15 protein-coding genes, 1 tRNA gene and 1 pseudogene are annotated in these 20354 nt (G+C 60.2%); 10 read left to right on the top strand and 7 right to left on the bottom strand.

All coding sequences use genetic code 11. From position 1 onward, the window contains the following. Together E4U03_RS05015 and E4U03_RS05010 are read left to right on the top strand one after the other, a co-directional pair. Window positions 1-1588 (top strand): glutamate synthase-related protein (locus E4U03_RS05015; protein WP_245207667.1); only part of this gene is annotated, 1588 nt, incomplete at its 5' end. Then, on the top strand, window positions 1581-3044 hold the full coding sequence (locus E4U03_RS05010; protein ID WP_135012083.1) for a glutamate synthase subunit beta: 1464 nt from the start codon (window positions 1581-1583) through the stop codon (window positions 3042-3044). The genes E4U03_RS05015 and E4U03_RS05010, both read left to right, overlap by 8 nt. A gap of 199 nt (window positions 3045-3243) precedes the next feature. Here E4U03_RS05010 and E4U03_RS05005 read toward each other — a convergent pair whose 3' ends face one another. Further along, window positions 3244-3801 carry a flavodoxin domain-containing protein gene (locus E4U03_RS05005; protein WP_167752297.1) on the bottom strand — a complete coding sequence of 186 codons (558 nt, stop codon included), beginning with the start codon at window positions 3799-3801 and terminating at the stop codon, window positions 3244-3246. 2 nt (window positions 3802-3803) lie between these two features. Further along, window positions 3804-4394, bottom strand: a complete 591-nt coding sequence (locus E4U03_RS05000) for a flavodoxin domain-containing protein (RefSeq protein ID WP_135012079.1) — start codon at window positions 4392-4394, stop codon at window positions 3804-3806. 339 nt (window positions 4395-4733) lie between these two features. Here E4U03_RS05000 and pyk point away from each other — a divergent pair, with 339 nt between their 5' ends. Next, window positions 4734-6203, top strand: a complete 1470-nt coding sequence (gene pyk, locus E4U03_RS04995; RefSeq protein ID WP_135012077.1) for a pyruvate kinase — start codon at window positions 4734-4736, stop codon at window positions 6201-6203. Window positions 6204-6293: 90 nt separating this feature from the next. Continuing rightward, window positions 6294-6737, top strand: coding sequence for an SRPBCC family protein (locus E4U03_RS04990; protein WP_167752295.1), 444 nt, complete (start codon window positions 6294-6296; stop codon window positions 6735-6737). Window positions 6738-7314: 577 nt separating this feature from the next. Here E4U03_RS04990 and E4U03_RS04985 read toward each other — a convergent pair. After that, window positions 7315-7394: transfer RNA gene (locus E4U03_RS04985), tRNA-Leu, on the bottom strand. Window positions 7395-7602: 208 nt separating this feature from the next. Between E4U03_RS04985 and E4U03_RS04980 the strand changes: the two genes are divergently transcribed. Beyond that, entirely contained in the window at window positions 7603-8217 is a 615-nt protein-coding gene (locus E4U03_RS04980) for an ANTAR domain-containing response regulator (protein ID WP_135012073.1), read from the top strand. A gap of 126 nt (window positions 8218-8343) precedes the next feature. On the opposite strand, the gene E4U03_RS12775 is transcribed toward E4U03_RS04980, so the two are convergent. The 3 genes from E4U03_RS12775 to E4U03_RS04970 all read right to left on the bottom strand — a co-directional run bounded on the left by E4U03_RS12775 (window position 8344) and on the right by E4U03_RS04970 (window position 10350). Further along, window positions 8344-8514, bottom strand: coding sequence for a hypothetical protein (locus tag E4U03_RS12775; RefSeq protein WP_167752293.1), 171 nt, complete (start codon window positions 8512-8514; stop codon window positions 8344-8346). Window positions 8515-8538: 24 nt separating this feature from the next. Then, window positions 8539-9807 carry a dicarboxylate/amino acid:cation symporter gene (locus E4U03_RS04975; protein WP_135012071.1) on the bottom strand — a complete coding sequence of 423 codons (1269 nt, stop codon included), beginning with the start codon at window positions 9805-9807 and terminating at the stop codon, window positions 8539-8541. 114 nt (window positions 9808-9921) lie between these two features. Beyond that, on the bottom strand, window positions 9922-10350 hold the full coding sequence (locus E4U03_RS04970; RefSeq protein WP_135012069.1) for a PaaI family thioesterase: 429 nt from the start codon (window positions 10348-10350) through the stop codon (window positions 9922-9924). 79 nt (window positions 10351-10429) lie between these two features. Between E4U03_RS04970 and polA the strand changes: the two genes are divergently transcribed. The 3 genes from polA (at window position 10430) to E4U03_RS04955 (ending at window position 16879) form a co-directional block, all read left to right on the top strand. After that, window positions 10430-13249: a DNA polymerase I gene (gene polA / locus E4U03_RS04965; RefSeq protein WP_135012067.1), complete on the top strand. Its 2820-nt coding sequence runs from the start codon at window positions 10430-10432 to the stop codon at window positions 13247-13249. 329 nt (window positions 13250-13578) lie between these two features. Then, window positions 13579-15039 carry a 30S ribosomal protein S1 gene (gene rpsA, locus E4U03_RS04960; protein ID WP_135012065.1) on the top strand — a complete coding sequence of 487 codons (1461 nt, stop codon included), beginning with the start codon at window positions 13579-13581 and terminating at the stop codon, window positions 15037-15039. A gap of 196 nt (window positions 15040-15235) precedes the next feature. After that, the gene (locus E4U03_RS04955) at window positions 15236-16879 is read left to right on the top strand and encodes an inorganic phosphate transporter (protein WP_135012063.1); all 1644 of its coding nucleotides are present in this window, start codon (window positions 15236-15238) and stop codon (window positions 16877-16879) included. Here E4U03_RS04955 and E4U03_RS04950 read toward each other — a convergent pair. Further along, window positions 16876-17565, bottom strand: coding sequence for an IMPACT family protein (locus E4U03_RS04950; protein WP_135012061.1), 690 nt, complete (start codon window positions 17563-17565; stop codon window positions 16876-16878). The genes E4U03_RS04955 and E4U03_RS04950 overlap by 4 nt on opposite strands. 86 nt (window positions 17566-17651) lie before the next feature. Between E4U03_RS04950 and coaE the strand changes: the two genes are divergently transcribed. Beyond that, window positions 17652-18269, top strand: a complete 618-nt coding sequence (gene coaE / locus E4U03_RS04945; RefSeq protein ID WP_322785915.1) for a dephospho-CoA kinase — start codon at window positions 17652-17654, stop codon at window positions 18267-18269. 230 nt (window positions 18270-18499) lie between these two features. Next, window positions 18500-20332, top strand: a pseudogene (locus E4U03_RS04940) (BCCT family transporter). Window positions 20333-20354 lie beyond the last annotated feature (22 nt).

The following is a 20354-nucleotide window of genomic DNA, read 5'->3' as shown; positions in this document are numbered from 1 at the left end:
CCACGATATCTACTCCATCGAGGACCTCGCCCAGCTCATCTACGACTGCAAGCGGGCTAACCCGTCCGCCCGCGTCCACGTCAAGCTGGTGTCCGAAATCGGTATCGGCACCGTGGCCGCAGGCGTCACCAAGGCTAAGGCGGACGTCGTGCTCATCTCGGGCCACGATGGCGGCACCGGCGCAGCCCCGCTCAACTCCCTCAAGCACGCAGGTGCCCCCTGGGAGCTGGGCCTGGCTGAAGCCCAACAGACCCTCATGATCAACGGCCTGCGCGACCGCGTGGTGGTGCAGGCAGACGGCCAGCTCAAGACCGGCCGCGACGTCATCATCGCTGCCCTGCTGGGTGCCGAAGAATACGGCTTCGCCACCGCACCCCTGGTCGTCGAAGGCTGCATCATGATGCGCAAGTGCCACCTGGACACCTGCCCCGTGGGTGTCGCTACCCAGAACCCCGACCTGCGCGCCCGCTTCACCGGACAGGCAGACCATGTGGTCAACTTCTTCGAGTTCATCGCTGAAGAGGTGCGCGAATATCTGGCCCAGTTGGGCTTCCGCACCCTGGACGAAGCTATTGGCCACGCCGAGGTGCTCGACATGTCTCAGGCCATCGACCACTGGAAGGCCGACGGCCTTGACCTGACCAAGGTGCTCACCTCCACCGCCGTCGAATACGAGGGGCGGGGTATCCGCCACCTCAAGGACCAGGACCACGAACTCGACCAGCACATCGACAACACCTTCATCGCAGCCGCCCAGGCCACTCTGAGCGACCGCACCCCGGTTGCTATCGACTCACCAGTGGCCAATACCGACCGCTCCGTGGGGACTATGCTGGGCCACACCGTCACCAAAACCTTCGGTATTGAGGTGCTGGACCACGACTCCATCACCCTCAACCTGACTGGCCACGCGGGCCAGTCTCTGGGCGCCTTCCTGCCGCAGGGCATCACCATCCGCCTGACCGGCGACTCCAACGACTACGTGGGTAAGGGCCTCTCCGGCGGCCGCATTATTGTGGCTCCGGACGCCGCAGCCCCCCTGGTTGCCGAAGAGAACGTGGTAGCCGGTAACGTCATCGGCTACGGCGCCACCAGCGGCGAAATGTTTATCCGCGGTATCGTCGGTGAGCGTTTCCTAGTTCGTAACTCCGGTGCCACTGCCGTTGTTGAAGGCATCGGCGATCACGGCTGCGAATACATGACCGGTGGCAAGGCCCTGATTCTGGGCTCAACCGGCCGTAACTTCGGCGCGGGCATGAGCGGCGGTACCGCCTACGTGCTCGACCTCGATATGGCCAAGGTCAACAAGCAGTCCCGTGAATCCGGCGAACTCGGCTTCTTGGAACTGACCGAGGACGACCGCGCCGAGGTTGCCCAGCTGCTGACCCGCCACCGTACCGAGACCGGCTCAACCCTGGCGTCCGCCCTGCTGGAAGACCTGGAGGGCACCTACGCCCGCATCACCAAGGTACTGCCGCGCGACTTCGCCGCCGTACAAGCTATCCGTGCCGAGGCCGAAGCCGCCGGCGAAGACACCGAATCCATGCAGGTTTGGAACAAGATTTTGGAGGTGACCGCTCGTGGCTGATCCCCGCGGTTTTCTGAAAGTAACCACCCGTCAAGACCGACCCAAGCGCCCCGTCCCCGTGCGCATCCTTGACTGGAACGAGGTGCAGGTCGCCCAGAACTCAGCAGTTCTCAAGACCCAGGCCTCCCGCTGCATGGACTGCGGCGTTCCCTTCTGCCACGTCGGCTGCCCCCTCGGCAACCTGATCCCTGAATGGAACGACCTGACCTGGCGTGAGCAGACCGAAAAGGCTGTGGAACGCCTGCACGCGACGAACAACTTCCCGGAGTTCACCGGACGCGTGTGCCCGGCTCCCTGCGAAACCTCCTGCGTGCTGGGCATCAACCAGCCCGCGGTAACCATCAAACAGATCGAGTACTCGATCGCCGAGCAGGCTTTCGAGGGCGGCTATATCGAGCCGATCATGCCCGACCGTATGCTCGATAAGACCGTGGCAGTGGTCGGTTCAGGCCCCGCCGGCCTAGCCGCAGCCCAGCAGCTCACCCAGGCAGGCTTCACCGTTGCTGTTTTCGAACGCGACGACAAGGTGGGCGGCCTGCTGCGCTACGGCATCCCCGACTTCAAGCTAGAAAAAGATATCGTTGACCGCCGTATCGAGGTTATGAAGGCAGAAGGTACCCGCTTCCGCACCGGCATTGAAATCGGCAAGGACATCACCTGGGATGACCTCAAGCGCCGCTACGACGTCGTCATCGTGGCCACCGGCGCCACCGCCCCCCGCGCCCTGCCCATCCCCGGGGCCGACCTGGACGGCGTCCACTACGCCATGCCTTACCTGACCGAAGCCAACCGCGTGGTAGCAGGTGATCTCGCCGCCCCCACCATCGACGCAGCGGGTAAGCATGTAATCGTACTCGGTGGTGGCGACACCGGCTCAGACTGCATCGGCACCGCCGTCCGCCAGGGAGCTGCCTCCATCACCACCCTGGCCATCGGCGCCCAGCCCCCGGCAAACCGCGCCGACCACGAGCCCTGGCCCATGTTCCCCAAGGTCTTCGAGATATCCTCATCCCACGAAGAAGGCGGCGAACGCAAGTACCTAGCCTCAACCGTCGAATTCGTGGGCGAAAACGGTAAACTCACCGGCCTCAAGGTCGCAGAAACCGAATACCTACCCGACGGCCGCCGCGTTCCCAAGGTAGGCACCGAACACGTAATCCCCGCTGACCTGGTCTTCCTAGCCCTGGGCTTCACCGGCCAGGAAAACGATGCCATCATCACCCAGGTCGGTGCAGAACTCGACCGCCGCACCAACGTGGCCCGCGACGAGAACTACATGACCAACGTCCCCGGCGTCTTCTCCTGCGGCGACGCCGGACGCGGCCAGTCCCTGGTCGTGTGGGCTATCGCCGAAGGACGCGCCTGCGCCGCAGCCGTCGAAAAGCACCTGACCGGCTCCACAGAACTGCCCTCACCGGTAGCTCCCAGCGACCGGGCGATTGATTTGGCGCTCTAGATAGAAAGGGAGGCAGATTCGCAGCGAAGCTGCTGGCTCGGCGGCTGGCGTGAATCGCTTGTGAGCGAAGTGAACCGGCGAGAGGGTCGGCAGCGAGCGTGAATCTGCCTCCCTTTTCGAACAAAAACGGTAAAAGAAACCGGCCCCGTCCCAGAGATTCTGGGGCGGGGCCGGTTTTCTGTGGTGCCTTGGTCTTGCCTTAGGCTAGGGCGGCTACTGCCTCGACCAGCGGTTCAACCTGCTCTTGACTGGAGTAGTCAACGGTTTTGCGGGTGAAGCTATCGAGCATCTGCTGGTTAGCATCAGACTTCTTAGGCAGGGCGGCAATGGCCGAGCGGATGCCCACCATCACGGTTTTGTGCTTGAAAGAAAGCCGGGTGTGGTCGAGGCCGCCGCGCAGGTGAAAGGTGCCCAGGGCGTCCTGAACCAGGCTCTCGCCCAGGTTCTTGGCCAGCAGGGTATCGAGCTTCTGCTGGCTTGCCCCTGCCAGGCCACTAAACGAGACGGTGAAGAGGGCAAAGGGCTTGAACCTCAGTTCCTGCTCGTACTTCTTGAGCTCCTGGGCGCCGGTGAGGAACCCGCCGTAGTCGCTCAGGCCCGCCACCAGGACGTCCGCGTCGGCTACGGCGCGTTCGGTCAGCTGGTCTAGGGGGAGTAGCTGGGTGGCAAAGTGCCCCTCTAGCTGCTGGCTGATCCAGCGGGCGTACTGCTCGGTGTAGCCGTACTGGCTACCGTAGGCGATCAGTAGTGTTTTCATCGCTAGGAGGCGGCGATGTCGGTCAGGTAGGTTTCGACCTCGGCGACCAGGGGCTTGGTCCATTCGCGGTTGGTGTGGTCGGCGCCGCCGTTCTCGAAGGCTTCGATGAGCTGCTTGTCGTACTCGTTCTGCTTGGGCTTGAGCTTGTAGGCGGTCTTGACGCCGGTGAGGGCGGTCTTGTGCAGCTTGGACATTTCGTCCATCTTGAGGCCCCCGCGGAAGTGGAAGGCGGGGCGGTCGCCGGCAACGTCCGCCTTGTAGCTCTTCATGACGCGCTCGTCGAGGTAGGAGCGGGGGTAAACTTCGGTGCCGTTGAAGGAGACGGTGTAGAAGACGCGGTTGGGCACGGTGAGCATGGCTTCGCGGCGCTTGCGCAGGGTGGGGGCGCCGGTGAGGAAGCCGCCCAGGTAGCTGGCGCCGACGATGAGTACGTCGGCCGCTTCAATCATTTCGTCGGTGGCTTCGGCGACGGGGGAGAGGGTCACCTGCGGTGCGGACGCGTGGGCGCGCAGGTCTTCTGCGATCCAGTGGGCGTAGCGTTCGGTATGGCCGTAGGTGGAGCCGAAGAGGATGAGGACGTTCGGGGTAGGCATGGGCACTCTTTCGTCGGTTTGCGGTTGGGTAGCTAGCGTTGTGTTCTGCATTCAGGATACGCGCCCGGGGCGTGTGCTCTCAAAGCTGACAAGCTAGATGACAGATTTTGTTTGTTTGTGACTGTTTATGTGTGTTTTGGTGGGGTTTGTGTCGAATATTTACACAGAAAGTACCCAATGCCTCCACCAAAACCTCACGAAACAACGTATAATGAGGTGTGGACATGTTGGTTTCATGCTGACTATCTGTGAATATGTTGGTTGTTGGCGGTGGTCAATCCGCTACCGACAGAAACCACGCCAAAGGTTCTCAGGCCCCTACAAACCTAAGGTTGATTGATGAGACGCGCAAAGATTGTTTGTACTATTGGCCCCGCAATTTCTGCACCCGAGAAAATTGCAGCGGCTATCGAAGCGGGCATGAACGTCGCCCGCCTGAACATGAGCCACGGTGACCACGAGGTTCACACCAACTCATACGCAACCATCCGCGAGCAGGCCGAAAAGCTTGGTCACAACGTCGCGATTCTCGCCGACCTTCAGGGCCCCAAGATTCGCCTTGAAACCTTCAAGAATGGCGCTGAGGTTCTCGAACCCGGTGACACCTTCAAGATCACCATCGAAGATGTTGAAGGCACCAAGGAAATCTGCGGCACCACCTTCAAGGGTCTGCCCGACGACGTCAAGCCCGGCGACACCCTGCTGATTGATGACGGCAAGATCCGCCTCGAAGCTATCGAAGTTGACGAGACCACCGTGACCACCCGCGTCATCGTCGGCGGCCCCATCTCCAACAACAAGGGCATCAACTTGCCCGGCGTTGCTGTTTCCATCCCCGCCCTCACCGAGAAGGACGAGCGCGACCTGCGCTTCGCCCTGAACCTGGGCGTGGACATCATCGCTCTCTCCTTCGTCCGCTCCGGCGACGACATCCAGCGCGTCCACGAAATCATGGAAGAAGAAGGCCGTAAGATCGCCGTCATCGCCAAGATTGAAAAGCCCCAGGCAGTTGAAAACCTGCAGGATATTGTCGACAAGTTCGACGGCATCATGGTCGCCCGTGGCGACCTGGGCGTGGAGTTCCCCCTCGAAGAGGTTCCCCTGGTACAGAAGCGCGCCATCGAACTGGCCCGCCGCTGGGCAAAGCCCGTTATCGTGGCAACCCAGGTGCTGGAAACCATGATCCAGAACCCCACCCCCACCCGTGCAGAGGCCTCTGACTGCGCGAACGCTATCCTCGACGGTGCCGACGCTGTCATGCTCTCCGGTGAAACCTCAGTGGGTAAGTACCCCATTATTACCATCCAGACCATGGCCCGCATCATCAAGTCCACTGAAGAGCGCGGCCTCTTCCGCGTTCCCGAACTGGGCACCTCACCTAAGACCCGCGGTGGCGCTATCACCCGCGCAGCGGTCAACATCGCTGACCAGCTGGATGTTAAGTACATCGCCACCTTCACCCAGTCTGGTGACACCGCTCGCCGTCTGGCCCGCCTGCGTCCGGCCAAGCCTGTGCTTGCCCTGACCCCCGAGCCCTCCGTGCGTGCCTTCCTCTCCCTGCTGTGGGGCGTTGAGGCAGCGGTTTCACCCACCGCTAAGGACACCGACGAGATGACCGCCGTGGTCGACCGCTACATGCTGGCTAACGGTCTGGCTCAGGCCAACGACATGGTCGTCATGGCTGCCGGTTCACCTCCCGGCGTTGCAGGCTCCACCAACACCGTCAAGGTTCACCGCGTTGGTGACCTTGATGACGCCGGTGCTGTGCTCCCCGAGGCCCGCGAGCAGGTTGGCCCCTACACTGACTAAGGGTTAGCCCGCTCCTAGGAGCTGACATCAAGGCCCCGCCGCTTCATTACGATGAAGGGGCGGGGCCTTCGTCTGGGCAGAATGGTTGACATGACAAATACTTTACTCACTCGCTCCACCGCTATTGATGCTCCCGTTGATCAGGTTCGCGCCCTGATTGAGGATCTGCACGCCTGGGGGAGTTGGTCACCCTGGCAGGAGCTTGACTCCGCTATGCAGCAGACCTACTCCGGTGCTGAACGTGGCGTCGGCGCAAAGATGGCCTGGGTGGGCAATAAGAAGGCCGGCGAGGGCCGCACGACCGTGGTGACCGTGCAGGACGACCTGGTTGAGGTTGATATCGAATTCATCAAGTCTTGGGCCGCTAAGAACCGCAGCCACTTTAAGCTACAGCAGGTTGGCGAGGGCACCGCGGTGTCGTGGTCGATGAGCGGCGAGCAGAACCTGATGATGAAGGTGATGTTTAAGGTCTTTAATATGCAGAAGCGTATGGCGCGGACTTCGAGCACGGTCTGGCCCGCCTTAAGGCGGTAGCGGAGCGTTAGGACGCCCGCCGCCGCTGGTTGCCTGCGGGAAAGTTCTTCGTCATATAGGGGTCATAGTTGCCTATTTTGGTTGAAGAATGAACTTTAACCTGACTGACAGGTGTAGACTGGTTAATGGTGATTCAGGACCGGAGATTTGGTTTTGAATCGAACCGCCGTAGGAACCACAAGATTAAAGCCTGGCTTCGGTCTTGTATCCTCACCAGCCCGCCTACCCTTCGGGGTGGGCGGATTTTCAGTTATAGGACAGAAGGTGTGTCCCTACTCGCATGAACTAAATCGCCGAATGTGCACCGGGTAAACGCACGCTCAGCGATATCAAGCACGCTCACTTATGGACACAGGCAGCACAAGGGTTGCACTGTGAGAAAAACCCGGCGGTATCTGGCCAAGCCTGCATAGACGTCAATGCTCAGATTCACCTCAAAACTTCCCGGGGTGGGGCACCCGTTATGTCCTATAATCCGATTTTGTGCCGTTCGCTGTCTAAAGGCAGTCAAAACAGCCTGTTTGGAAAAGCAAAACCCCCGACCTTGAATATTTCACCAGGTCGAGGGCTTGTTTTGTGCCCAAGGTGGGACTCGAACCCACACTCCGAAGAACCGCATTTTGAGTGCGGCGCGTCTGCCAATTCCGCCACTTGGGCAAGTGCGAAAGCTCTTCTACAATACACGTTTTTGCCCGCTAAAAGCCAATCGGCCCTTACCCTGGAAGAAAGTGCCCGCTCCCGACTATGATGGGAATCGAAGAGGGTACGCACCGTCACCCGTTGCATGCACGTCCACAAGGTTGTGCGCGTGCGAAAATAGATAGCGAACCTCAACCAAACGCTGAAACGACCTAAGGAGCAGGGTATGTCAGAGCAGACCACCCAGGAGCCCGAGAACCACGATCAGCAGCCCGCACGCACCGTCGTCGTCGCTGAAGACGAGGCGCTCATTCGCCTCGACATCGTTGAAATCCTCAAAGACCAGGGCTTCAACGTCATCGCCGAAACCGACAACGGCAAAAAGGCTGTAGAACTGGCCGAGGAGCACCGCCCCGACCTGGTGCTCATGGATGTCAACATGCCCATCATGGACGGCATCGAAGCAGCCGGCCAAATCAGCGAGCAGCAGCTGGCCCCGGTCGTCCTGCTCACCGCCTTCAGTCAGAAAGAACTGGTAGACCGCGCCACCGAAGCAGGCGCCATGGCCTACGTGGTCAAGCCCTTCACCCCCAACGATCTGATTCCCGCCATCGAGGTGGCAATTAGCCGCTACGAGCAGATCCGTGCCCTTCAGGACGAGGTCACCAGCATCAAGGAACAGTTCGAGACCCGCAAGCTGGTTGACCGCGCTAAGTCCCTGCTGATGACCAAGATGGGCCTGAGTGAGCCCGAGGCCTTCCGCTGGATTCAGAAGACCTCCATGGATCGCCGCCTCTCCATGCGCGAGGTCGCCGAAACCATCGTCAAGCAGGTTCAGTAGGGCAGCACCCCCTAGCCTGTAACAAAGCCCACCTCAGCATGTTGCTGGAGCGGGCTTTGCTGTATCCCAAAAAAAAGGGGGCGGACGCCTGCCGGTGAGGTAGGCGTCCGCCCCTCTTCCGGGGCGCTAGAGGGCGTCCTTGTGGTCGCTCTTCGTTCCGATTCCCCAGAGGGTGATGGCGGCACTGACGGTCACAGCGGCCCACCAGAGGCCGCCCTGGCTCAGGGTCGTCACCGTGAAGATGAGGGTCAGTACCAGGAAGATATTGCCGATGAGTTTGCGGCGTGCTGCGGTCATGGTGAGCCTTTCGTGAACTGGAGGTTAGTGGGCTGCTGCCAGGCTGCCGTTGAGCTCGTCGGTCTCGGGCAGGTCGTCCTCGTCCGCGCCGAAGGCCCTAGCCACGCGCTCGGTGAGTGAGGCGATAGCGGCGTCGCCGGTGACGTTGGTGGCGGTGCCGAAGGAGTCCTGGGCCAAGTAGAGGGCAATCATCAGGGCGATCATAGACTCATCGAAGCCCAGCATGGACTGGAGCAGGCCGATAGCGGTCATCACGGCACCGCCGGGCACGCCGGGAGCTGCAACCATCATGAGGCCCAGAACCAGAACCACGGGGATCATGGCGGTGATGCTGAGGGAGCCGCTGGTCATGTACACCACAGCAACCGCGCAGGAGGTAATGGTAATCATGGAGCCGGAAAGGTGAATGGTGGCGCAGAGGGGGATCGCGAAGTCCACGATCTTGCCCTTGATGCCCACGTTCTTAGCGGACGCCACGGTCACGGGGATGGTGGCGGCTGATGACTGGGTGCCGATTGCGGTGAAGTAGGCGGGCAGCATGCCGCGCAGCATGGTGATGGGGTTGCGCTTGGAGACGGCGCCGGCGACGGTGTACTGGATAGCCAGCATGACCCAGTGCAGGATGATGACCATGATGAAGACCTTGCCGAAGACTGCAAGAATCTGGCCGACCTGGCCTGCCATGGTCATGTTGGCGAAGACACCGACGATGTGGACGGGCAGCAGGGGGATGATGACGTAGCCCAGGAGCTTCTCGATGATGGTCTGGAAGTCCTGGAAGAGGTTCAGCATGTTCTTGCTGTTCAGGGCGGTGATGCCCAGGCCCATGATGAAGGCCAGAATCAGGGCGCTCATGACCGACATGATGGGGTCAAGGGTGAATTCCAGGTAGCCGGCTGAGAGGGCTTCTTCGGGGTTTTCGAAGGCGGTGAGCTGCTGGCCCTTGAGGATGATGGGGTAGAGGAAGTGGGCCACGGTTACGGCAAGGAAGCCCGCTGCGATAGATGAAGCATAGGAGAGAGCTACGGTGGTGCCGAGCAGTTTGCCTGCGCCCTTGGCCAGTGAGCCGATACCGGGCACGATGAAGCCGATGATAATCAGCGGAATCGCGAAGCTCAGGAAGGCGCTAAAGACGGTGGAGAAGGAGACAAAGAGCTGGACGACGAAGTCGGTGGGAATGGCTGTTCCCAGGGCGTCGTTGACGCCGGAGACGAGGCCGGGGGTGAAGGCACCGATGAGGATACCGCCGAGGATTGCGACGATAATCCACACGAGCAGAGGAATCTTCTTCATGGGGTTCCTTGGTGTTGTGTGGTCTTGTGTGCGTTTGCACGGACTGCCAGTTTATCAGGACGCCGCCCGGGCCGCCCGGAGTTAGGGGGCAGACACCGGGGCTAGGGTAGACCGCTAGGGCAGGTTGATAATGTTATTGGTGATGCGGGCGGTGGCAATGAGTTTGCCCGCCTCGTCGGTGATATCAATAGCGTGGACGCAGACGGTGCGGCCCAGCTTGACCGCCCGGCAGGTCGCGGTGACGGTACCGGAGCGCACCGAGCGAAGGTGGGTGATGTTCAAATCAACGCCCACAGCAGCCTTCTTCTGCTCTGCCACCGAAAGAAAAGCGGAGATAGACCCCAGGGTTTCTGCCAGGGCGGCAGAAGCACCCCCGTGAAGCAGGCCCACCGGCTGGGTGTTGCCCTCCACCGGCATGGTAGCGACGGTTAGTTCGGGGGAGGCCTCGAGAATAGTGATACCCAGCTTCTGCGCCAGGGCCCCTGTCCCTAGCTGTTCAAGTATCTGCTGGTAGCGGGCGTCCTGCTCCTGGGTCTCAGTCATGGGTGCTCCTTAGAAAATAGGGGGAGATTGTCTGCCTTCATATCGTAGGGCAGGGGCAGGCGGTAGGATGGTAGGCGTGATGACTAGACCTGAAATTTCTGCACCTGCACCCGGTAAGCTCATGCTCATTGACGGGCATTCCCTGGCTTTCCGTTCTTTTTACGGCACCCCGGTGGATGTCTTTGTGAATGCTGAGGGCCAGCACACCAATGCGGTTCATGGCTTCCTCTCAACCCTGATTTCCCTGATTAAAAATGAGCAGCCCAGCCACATTATTGTGGCCTTTGACCTCTCTGGCGGAACCTTCCGCACCGAGGAATACGGTGAGTATAAGGGTGGGCGTAATGAAACCCCGCAGGAGTTCTTTGGCCAGATCGAGCTGATTCAGAAGGCCCTGGCGGCCCTGAATATTCCTTCGGTGACCCTGCCGCGCTATGAGGCTGACGATATTGTCGCTACCTACACCCGTCAGGGGCGGGAGGCTGGCTTTGAGGTGCAGATTGTGTCGGGTGACCGTGATGCCTTCCAGCTGGTGACCGATACCGTTACTGTGCTGTACCCGGTCACGACCGGCCCTACCAAGGGCATCCGCTACATGACCCCCGCTGCCGTCGAGGAAAAGTATAAGGTTGCACCTCACCTTTACCCCGATCTTGCTGCCCTCACCGGCGAACAGGCGGACAACCTGCCGGGCGTGCCCGGCGTAGGCCCTGGCTTTGCCGCCAAATGGATTAACGAATACGGCGACCTCAACGGCGTGCTGGACAACGCCGAGAAGATCAAGGGTAAGAAGGGCGAGGCCCTGCGCGAGCATATCGACGACGTGCTGCGCAACCGCCGTCTCAACCGCCTGGTGGACGACCTTGACCTGCCGGTGACCCTCGATGATGCTGAGGGCTACGGCCCTAATACTGAGGAGCTAGAAGAGCTCTTTGACTACCTAGAGTTCAATTCCATTCGCAAGCGCGTCGCTGAGCTCTTTGAGGGCATGGGGCAAACTACACCTGCGGTTGAGATTGATATCGAAGCGGTAGAAACCATCACCAGCGCGGACGCCCTCACCGCCTTCCTGGCAGCTGCCCCCGAAGCGCTCGCGGCGGTTGAGCGGCCGGTTGAAGTACCTGAACGCCTGGCGCAGGCCATCACCCTCTGGCCCGTGGTTGATGAGCAGGTCGGTGAAAAGGGGCTAGCCCACGGACAGGCCCTGCACGGCCTCATGCTGGTTGCCGGTGCCCGCGCAGCTTACCTTGATTTTGAGAAGCAGGCGGACGGCGTCCGTGCGGCTCTGTGCGACTGGCTGGGGGACGCGTCCGCCCCCAAAATCACCTTCGATGTTAAGCAGAACTTTAAGTCGCTAGCCGCCTACGACCTGCCCCTAGCGGGCGTCATTGAAGACCCGGTGCTCTCTTCCTACGTCTGTGGCTTCATCCCCACCGCCCGCCGCCGCGGTCACCGCGAGATGCTCGAAGACCTCACCCGCGACTACCTGGGGCAGACTTACCCGGCTGCTCCCGAGCAGGAAGACCAGGGGGAGCTCTTCTCGCTCGAACCTGCCGTCGATACCGACTACCAGGCCCTTGCCGCCCGCCACGTACAAGAGCTGGCCTACGCCCTACACCTTGACCTGGTTGCCAAAAACCAGCTTGGCCTCTACGAAGAAATTGAGCTGCCGGCTGCGTCCACCCTGGCCCGCATGGAAATCGCCGGTGTAGCAATCGACGCCAGTGCCATCTCGGAACTCAAGGGCTACTACGGCGAACACGTCACCCGCGCCACCGAAGCGGCCTACGAAATTCTGGGCCACGAGGTCAACCTCTCGTCCCCCAAGCAGCTGCAGGGCGTCCTCTTCGACGAGCTGGGCCTACCGGCCACCCGCAAGCTCAAGAGCGGCTACTCCACCGACGCCGACTCGCTCGCGGGAATCCTCGGCCAGGTAGACCCCGAGAGCCAGGGGGCCTCCTTCCTGGGCGAGCTGCAAACCTACCGTGACTACACCAAGCTCAAGCAGACTGTTGAGGGGCTGGGTAAGGCAACCGCTGCAGACGGCCGCATCCACACCACCTACCAGCAGAATGTCGCGGCTACCGGTCGTCTCTCATCAACAGACCCCAACCTGCAGAACATCCCGATTCGCACCGAAGAAGGCCGTAAGATCCGCGACGCCTTTGTCGTGGCCCCCGAACCGGTCGACGGCACCGACTACACCACCCTGCTGACCGCCGACTACTCCCAGATTGAAATGCGCATCATGGTGCACCTGTCGGACGACGAAGACCTCATCGCCGCTTATCAGGCAGGGGAGGACCTGCACCGCTTCGTCGGCTCAGAGGTGTTCGGAGTAGCGCCAGAAGACGTGACCCTCGAGATGCGTTCTAAGGTCAAGGCCATGAGCTACGGTCTTGCCTACGGCCTCTCACCCTTCGGCCTGTCAAAGCAGCTGGGAATCAGCGTGGACGAAGCGACCAGTCTGCGCACCAACTACTTCCAGCGCTTCGGTAAGGTCGGCAGGTTCCTGCGCTCCATCGTGCGCGATGCCCACAAGACCGGCTACACCGAGACCATGTTTGGCCGCCGCCGCGCCCTGCCCGACCTGGCCTCGTCCAACCGTCAGCGCCGCGAAGCCGCCGAACGCGCAGCCCTCAACTCACCCATTCAGGGTACGGCCGCCGATATCATCAAAATCGCCATGATCAACATCGACGAGCGCCTCCGCCGCAAAAACCTTGCCAGCCGTATACTCCTGCAGGTACACGACGAACTAATTCTCGAAGTTGCCGCGGGTGAAGAAAAGCTCGCCGAGGCCATCCTGGTTGAAGAAATGAGCGGGTCAGCCTCCCTGCGCGTCCCCCTGGATGTCCAGGTCGGCTGGGGCCGCTCCTGGCACGAGGCGGGGCACTAGCAGGGCAGGCATAAGGCGTGCGGACGCCGGTGCAACACACCCGAGCACGGGTTAAGACCAACATCACCCCACTTTCCCGTGAACACGCGGTGAAAATGCTCGTCAAACCATTGACCGGCACCCGCACGCGCCTTAGACTTGAATCTGTGCGTGTACATTGCCCGCTTTGGCGCGCGCTACACCCGCACATCACATTGTCCGTATCAACGCTCAATACAGAGAACCATGCGGACCTTACCCCGCCCACAGCCACAAGCTACACCGCGGGACCCAGTAAGGCCTTGCCTGTATTGACCTAGAAAACTATCCATATTGGAGCCCTACTCTCTATGAGCACCAACGTTCCCCAGGTTGCAATCAACGACATCGGCAACGAAGAAGAATTCCTCGCAGCAGTCGACGCAACCATCAAGTACTTCAACGACGGCGATCTCGTTTCAGGCGAAGTTGTCAAGGTTGACCACGACGAGGTACTGCTCGACATCGGTTACAAGACCGAAGGCGTTATCCCCTCACGTGAACTTTCCATCAAGCACGACGTAGATCCCGACGAAGTTGTTTCTGTTGGTGACACCGTTGAAGCTCTTGTCCTCACCAAGGAAGACAAGGAAGGCCGCCTGATTCTCTCCAAGAAGCGCGCACAGTACGAGCGCGCCTGGGGCGACATCGAGAAGGTCAAGGAAGAAGACGGCGTCGTTACCGGTACCGTCATCGAGGTTGTCAAGGGTGGTCTTATCCTCGACATCGGCCTGCGTGGCTTCCTCCCCGCTTCACTCGTCGAAATGCGTCGCGTCCGCGACCTGGCACCCTACATCGGCCAGGAAATCGAAGCCAAGATCATCGAGCTCGATAAGAACCGCAACAACGTTGTTCTGTCACGCCGTGCATGGCTTGAGCAGACCCAGTCAGAGGTCCGCTCAACCTTCCTCAACCAGCTCGAAAAGGGCCAGGTTCGTACCGGCGTTGTCTCCTCCATCGTTAACTTCGGTGCCTTCGTTGACCTCGGCGGCGTTGACGGTCTCGTCCACGTATCCGAGCTCTCCTGGAAGCACATCGACCACCCCTCAGAGGTTGTCGAAGTTGGTGACGAAGTAACCGTTGAGGTCCTCCTCGTTGAGCACGACCGTGAGCGCGTCTCACTGTCACTGAAGGCTACCCAGGAAGATCCCTGGCAGGCATTCGCTCGCACCCACGCACTGGGTCAGGTTGTACCCGGTAAGGTCACCAAGCTCGTACCCTTCGGCGCATTCGTCCGCGTTGAAGACGGCATCGAAGGCCTCGTCCACATCTCCGAACTCGCCGTTCGCCACGTGGACCTGGCAGAGCAGGTTGTCTCCGTCGGTGACGAACTGTTCGTCAAGGTTATCGACATCGACCTCGATCGTCGCCGCATCTCCCTGTCACTGAAGCAGGCCAACGAAGGTGTAGACCCCGAGTCCACCGAGTTCGATCCCGCTCTCTACGGCATGGCTGCAGAGTACGACGAAGAAGGCAACTACAAGTACCCCGAGGGCTTCGACCCCGAGACCAACGAATGGCTCGAAGGCTTCGAAACCCAGCGTGCAGCATGGGAGCAGCAGTACGCTGACGCCCAGGCTCGCTGGGAAGCTCACAAGGTACAGGTCGCTAAGGCTCTCGAAGCCGACGCAGAAGCAGCAGCTGCTGTCCCCGCGTCCGCTCCCGCCGAAGCTGCACCCACCTCATACTCATCCGAGAAGCCTGCCGAAACCGGCACCCTGGCTTCCGATGAGGCACTGGCTGAGCTACGCAAGAAGCTGACCGGTAACTAATTCTCTGAATTAGTCACAGCAGTCAAGGGCCCCTTCCACCTTCGGGTGGGAGGGGCCCTTGCTCTTGCTTAAAGCAGCGGACGCCCCGGCAAGCGGCTGCCCCGCCTATAGTTCATGCTCAGGCTAGGGTTAGTTAACCTTGTGTTAACCTTTTCCCCAGAGTATTAACAGGGCTCAAATTTTGCCTTAAGACCGTATGAATACAACCTCAAAGGGGGGACTCGTGGATTCCAGCGCGAATTCGGGTTCACATCTCGCAACCCCCGCGTTGCAACGAGACACCACCGACAAATGGTGGCACCTCGCCTTCGGCAGCCTCATGGCTGTCTCACTGACACTCTTTACACTCTGGTCCCTCAACTACGTCGACCAGTCAGCTCACACCCTCGTCCTCATCGCAACCGTCCTCTTGGGCCTCTTTATGGCCTTCAACATCGGCGGTAACGACGTAGCGAACTCCTTCGGAACCTCCGTGGGCGCAGGCACCCTGACCATCAAGCAGGCCCTGCTCATCGCGGCTGTCTTCGAGGTCTCAGGTGCTGTGATCGCTGGCGGTTCGGTCACCGACACCGTGCGTTCAGGCATTGTCGACCTGGGTGCTATCGACCTGGACCCCATGCAGTTCGTCTACATCATGATGGCAGCCCTTCTGGGCGCAGCTATCTGGCTGCTGGTCGCCACCAAGATGGGCTGGCCCGTCTCCACCACCCACTCCATCATCGGCGGTATCGTGGGTGCGGCCCTGACCATCGGCTTCACCACCGGCACTGGCGGCATGGACATGGTGCAGTGGAACAAGATCGGCCAGATTGCCATTTCTTGGGTTCTCTCACCGCTCCTGGGCGGTCTGTTCGCCTGGGTTCTCTTTGGCTTCATCAAGAAGTACATCCTGGGCTACAACGAGAAGGTCGATGCGGCCATGCTCGAAATCAAGAAGCACCAGGAAGAAGAGCGTGCAGCCCACACCCCGCACGACGGCTTCCAGCGCATTACCGACCTGCAGCAGGACGCCTACTCCAACGCTATGCTGCGCAAGAAGAAGTTCAAGCTCAAGAAGCTTGACCCCGAGGCCCCTGAGAGCGAGTACTACCGCCAGGTGCATAAACTTGACGTGAAGGCTAAGCGCGCTGACTCCCACCGGGCACTTGAGGTCTATGTGCCTATCCTGGCTGCCTTCGGTGCGGCTCTGATTGCAGCTATGCTGCTCTTCAAGGGTCTGGATAACCTGGAGCTGGGCATCTCAACCATGGGTAACATCATGATCATGGTGATGGTTGCGGCTATCGCCTGGGTGAGTGTCTCCGTCTTTGCCCGCAGCCTGCAGAAGCAGGAACTCTCCCGTGCCACCTTTACCATCTTTGCCTGGTTGCAGGTGTTTACCGCAGCTGCCTTCGCCTTTAGCCACGGTGCCAACGACATCGCCAACGCTATCGGCCCCTTCGTGGCAATTCTTGATGTGCTCAAGGCCGGCGCCATTGGCGACGAGGCCGTCGTGCCTATGCCCGCTCTGGTGACTTTCGGTATCGCCCTGATTGTGGGTCTTTGGTTCGTGGGCCGTAACGTGATCGCTACTGTTGGCCACGGTCTGACCAAGATGCACCCCTCATCGGGCTTTGCTGCTGAGCTGGCCGCTGCCGGTGTGGTTATGGCTGCATCTGTTCTGGGTCTGCCTGTTTCGTCCACCCACATCCTGATCGGTGCGGTGCTGGGCGTTGGTATCGTCAATCGCTCAGCTAACTGGAAGCTTATGCGACCCATCGCCCTTGCCTGGATCATCACCCTGCCCATCTCAGCCGCTATCGGCTCGGTAGGTGTGCTGGCTATTTCAGCGATCTTCTAGACTAGATCAACCCACTGGGTTTCACCCCACGAAATGTGCCCTGTGCCGGCTGTCAGCTCGGCCAGGGCCGTTTCTGTTTGGGCCCGGGTTGCTGCGTCATCAAAAACGCCCAGGGTGATGTGGGCGCCGCTGGCTGTGTAATCCGTACCCAGCACTGTGTAGTCTAGCGCGCGCAGGTCGTTCTCGAAGCGTCCGGCCTCGGCGTGTGAGGCGGTGACGGTTCCCAGTCGCAGGCGTTCGCGGGGCACCAGGGGAGCGGCGTCTAGGGTGGCGACGACCGCGTCGGTATAGGCGCGTACCAGCCCACCGGCACCCAGCTTGATGCCACCGAAATAGCGCACCACCACGGCGCAGATGTCGGAGAGGTCGGTGGTTTCGCCGTTGCGCCCTTCGGTGCGGCGGGCCAGCAGGGCCTGGAGCATGGGAATTCCCGCGGTGCCTGCGGGCTCGCCGTCGTCGTTGGAACGCTGGGTTTGCCGGTCTGCCCCGATGATAAAAGCAGAGCAGACATGGCGTGCATCGTGGTAGGCCTTGCGCTTGGACTCAATAAAAGCGCGGGCCTCTTCTTCAGTTTCCACGCGCTGAACATAGCCGATGAACTCACTGCGCTTGATTTCTAGCAGGTGCCGGGTCTCGTTGTGGGTGGCAAGCACGGTGTAGTGGTTGGCGCGGGTTTCATCAGTCATAGTGTCTATTCTAGTGTGCGGTCGGTAGGGCGCGTAGGCTGGTGGGAGCGGGCGCCTGCCCGATGCTTAGAGACGAAAGGACGCCTGTGGTTGCGAGAATTGGTCTGACCGGCGGTATCGGATCGGGTAAGTCGACGGTAGCGAAGATGCTGGTGGAGCGCGGAGCTGTGCTGATTGACGCCGATGCTATCTCCCGTCAGCTGATGGAGCCGGGCCAGGCGGTGTTGACTGAGACCGTCCGCGCCTTTGGCGAGGGTATTTTGACCCCTACCGGTGGGCTTGACCGGGCTGCCCTGGCATCGTTGGTCTTTGCGGACGAGTCTGCCCGCGCCCGCCTGAATTCCATCGTGCACCCGGCGGTGCGGGCTGAAGCCGCTCGGCAGCGTGAGGCGGCGGTGCAGAAGCTGGGGGAGGGCGCCGTCATTGTTGAGGACATCCCCCTGCTGGCCGAGACTGGCCAGGCAGCAGACTTTGATGCGGTGATTGTGGTTGAGACGCAGCACGGGGAGCGGCTGCGCCGCCTGGTTGAGGTGCGCGGTATGAGTGAGGCGGACGCCCACGCCCGCATGGCGGCGCAGGCCAGTGACGAGCAGCGCCGGGCTATTGCCACCTGGGTCATTGATAATTCGGGAAGTCTAGAGCGCACTGCTGCGCAAGTGCGCGAGGTCTTTGCCAACATCACAGCCGGTTCGTTACATGAATAAATTTTTAGCAAGCAGTATTTGAACTTCTATTCTAAAAAAGCCGGTCGTGACCAGTAGAAACAGTCGAGAACAAGGGCTTATATAAAAATCAAGTAGACTTACCTCTCCTGGAAAACAACCCCAAGCCCGCTTATCATTGATACGTTGCCCAGAGACCGGGCAGCCGCTGTGCGGGCGGTGGATGCAAGGGGCCCGCACGGTCACACACGTACTTCCACCGGGATAATCCTGTGCTGAACAAGCTACACGACAGACTGGGGTTGCGAACCAACCCCGTCATTTTCTTCTCATCTGCACTCTTTATCATCGTCTTCACCCTGCTGATGATGGCCTTCCCGACGGCCATGTCAGATGGCATTGGCGTCATCTCCGACTTCATTATCACCTACCTGGGCTGGGTCTACACCCTGGGTATTGCCATCTTCTTTTTCTTCCTGATTTACATGGCGATGAGCCGCTTCGGCCGTATCAAAATCGGTGATGACGACGCAGAACCCGAGTACTCCGGCCTCGCCTGGTTCGGTATGCTCTTCGCAGCTGGTGTTGGTGCCGTCCTGCTCTTCTGGGGTGCGGCAGAGCCCATCACCCACTACGCTAACCCACCCTACGACGGGGTAGAGCCCCAGTCGGATCACGCCGCTCTCGAAGCGCTCGCTATTGCTAACTGGCACATCGGCCTGGGCGTCTGGATTATTCTCACTATTCCCGCCCTGGCTTTCGGCTACTTTACCTACAAGCGCAAGCTGCCCCCGCGCGTCTGATCCATCTTCCAGCCCCTGCTGGGCGAGCGTATCCACGGCCCTATCGGTAAGACCATTGACTCGGTTGCTATCGTCTCTACCGTCTTCGGTATTGCGGTTTCGGTGGGTCTGGGTGCCCTACAGATTAACTCGGGTATGGGCATCATGTACGGTGTGCCCCTGGGCGGCTGGATTCAGGCAGCTATCGTTGCTGTGATTACTGCCGCCGGTATTACCTCGGTGCTGATGGGTATGGACAAGGGTGTTAAGCGCCTGTCCTACATCAACATTCTGCTGGCTATTGCCCTGATGCTCTTTATTCTGATGACCGGCGCAACCCGCTTCGTCACCCTGGGCACCATTGAGTCAGCCGGCTACTTCCTGCAGAAGCTGCCCGTGATGATGCTCTTCAATGACGCCTTTGCCGATACCGGTTGGATTGGTTCCTGGACGGTCTTCTACTGGGCCTGGACCGTGACCTGGGCACCCTTCGTGGGCCTTTTTATTGCCAAGATTTCCCAGGGGCGCACCATCCGTCAGTTTGTTGTCGGCGTGCTGGCTGCCCCCACCACCTTTACCCTGATTTGGGTTGGTGTCTTTGGTCTGAGCGCTTTCAATATCGAGCGCAATAAGAACGGCACCCTGGTGCAGACCGTGGTGGAAGAAGGCGACATTCCCGCTGCCCTCTTCGAGTTCCTGGGCCATTTCCCGCTCTACCAGCTGGTCGCTGCGGTGACCCTCTTGGTGATTACCATCTTCTTCATCACCTCTATTGACTCAGCGGCTCTGGTGATGGACGCGATTGCTAACGGACATGAGGACCCGGCCCCTAAGAAGCAGGGTATTTTCTGGGCTGCCTCCATCGGCGTTGTATCGGCCTCCATTCTGGTAGCGGCGGGCGATAATGGTCTGACCGCCTTGCAGAACGTCATTATTGTAATCGGCTTCCCGGTGTGGCTTATCGGCTTCATGCAGATGTGGATGCTGGTGCGCGCCCTGCGCGAGGACGCAGGTGAGCTGCCGCCCATGCGCACCCGCCAGTGGAAGCAGGTTATCCCCATCGAGGAATACCACCGCCGTGCTCAGGAAGACTTCTCGTCGATTGAAGAGGTCACTATCCGCCCCGAGTACGAGCTGGGCACCGAGCCCGAGTTTGAGGGTCTGGTTCCCAACACCGGTCAGATTCCTGTGGTGACTGCCGAAGATATTGCTGAGGACGCCGACGCGAAGAAGGCTGCCTCAAAGCTGGCTGAAGAGCAGGGCACCCATACCGCTGTGGTAACCGGTGACCTGCTCGCTACCGATATCGACCCGAAGAAGTAAGGTCTGAGCGGTTGCTTGTTAG

Origin of the sequence: Rothia nasimurium, from assembly GCF_004569295.1 — a bacterium.
In the GTDB taxonomy this organism is placed as follows: Bacteria; Actinomycetota; Actinomycetes; order Actinomycetales; family Micrococcaceae; genus Rothia; species Rothia nasimurium_B.
Note: the sequence above shows the minus strand (reverse complement) of the source record. Positions and strands in the feature narration are given on the sequence as shown.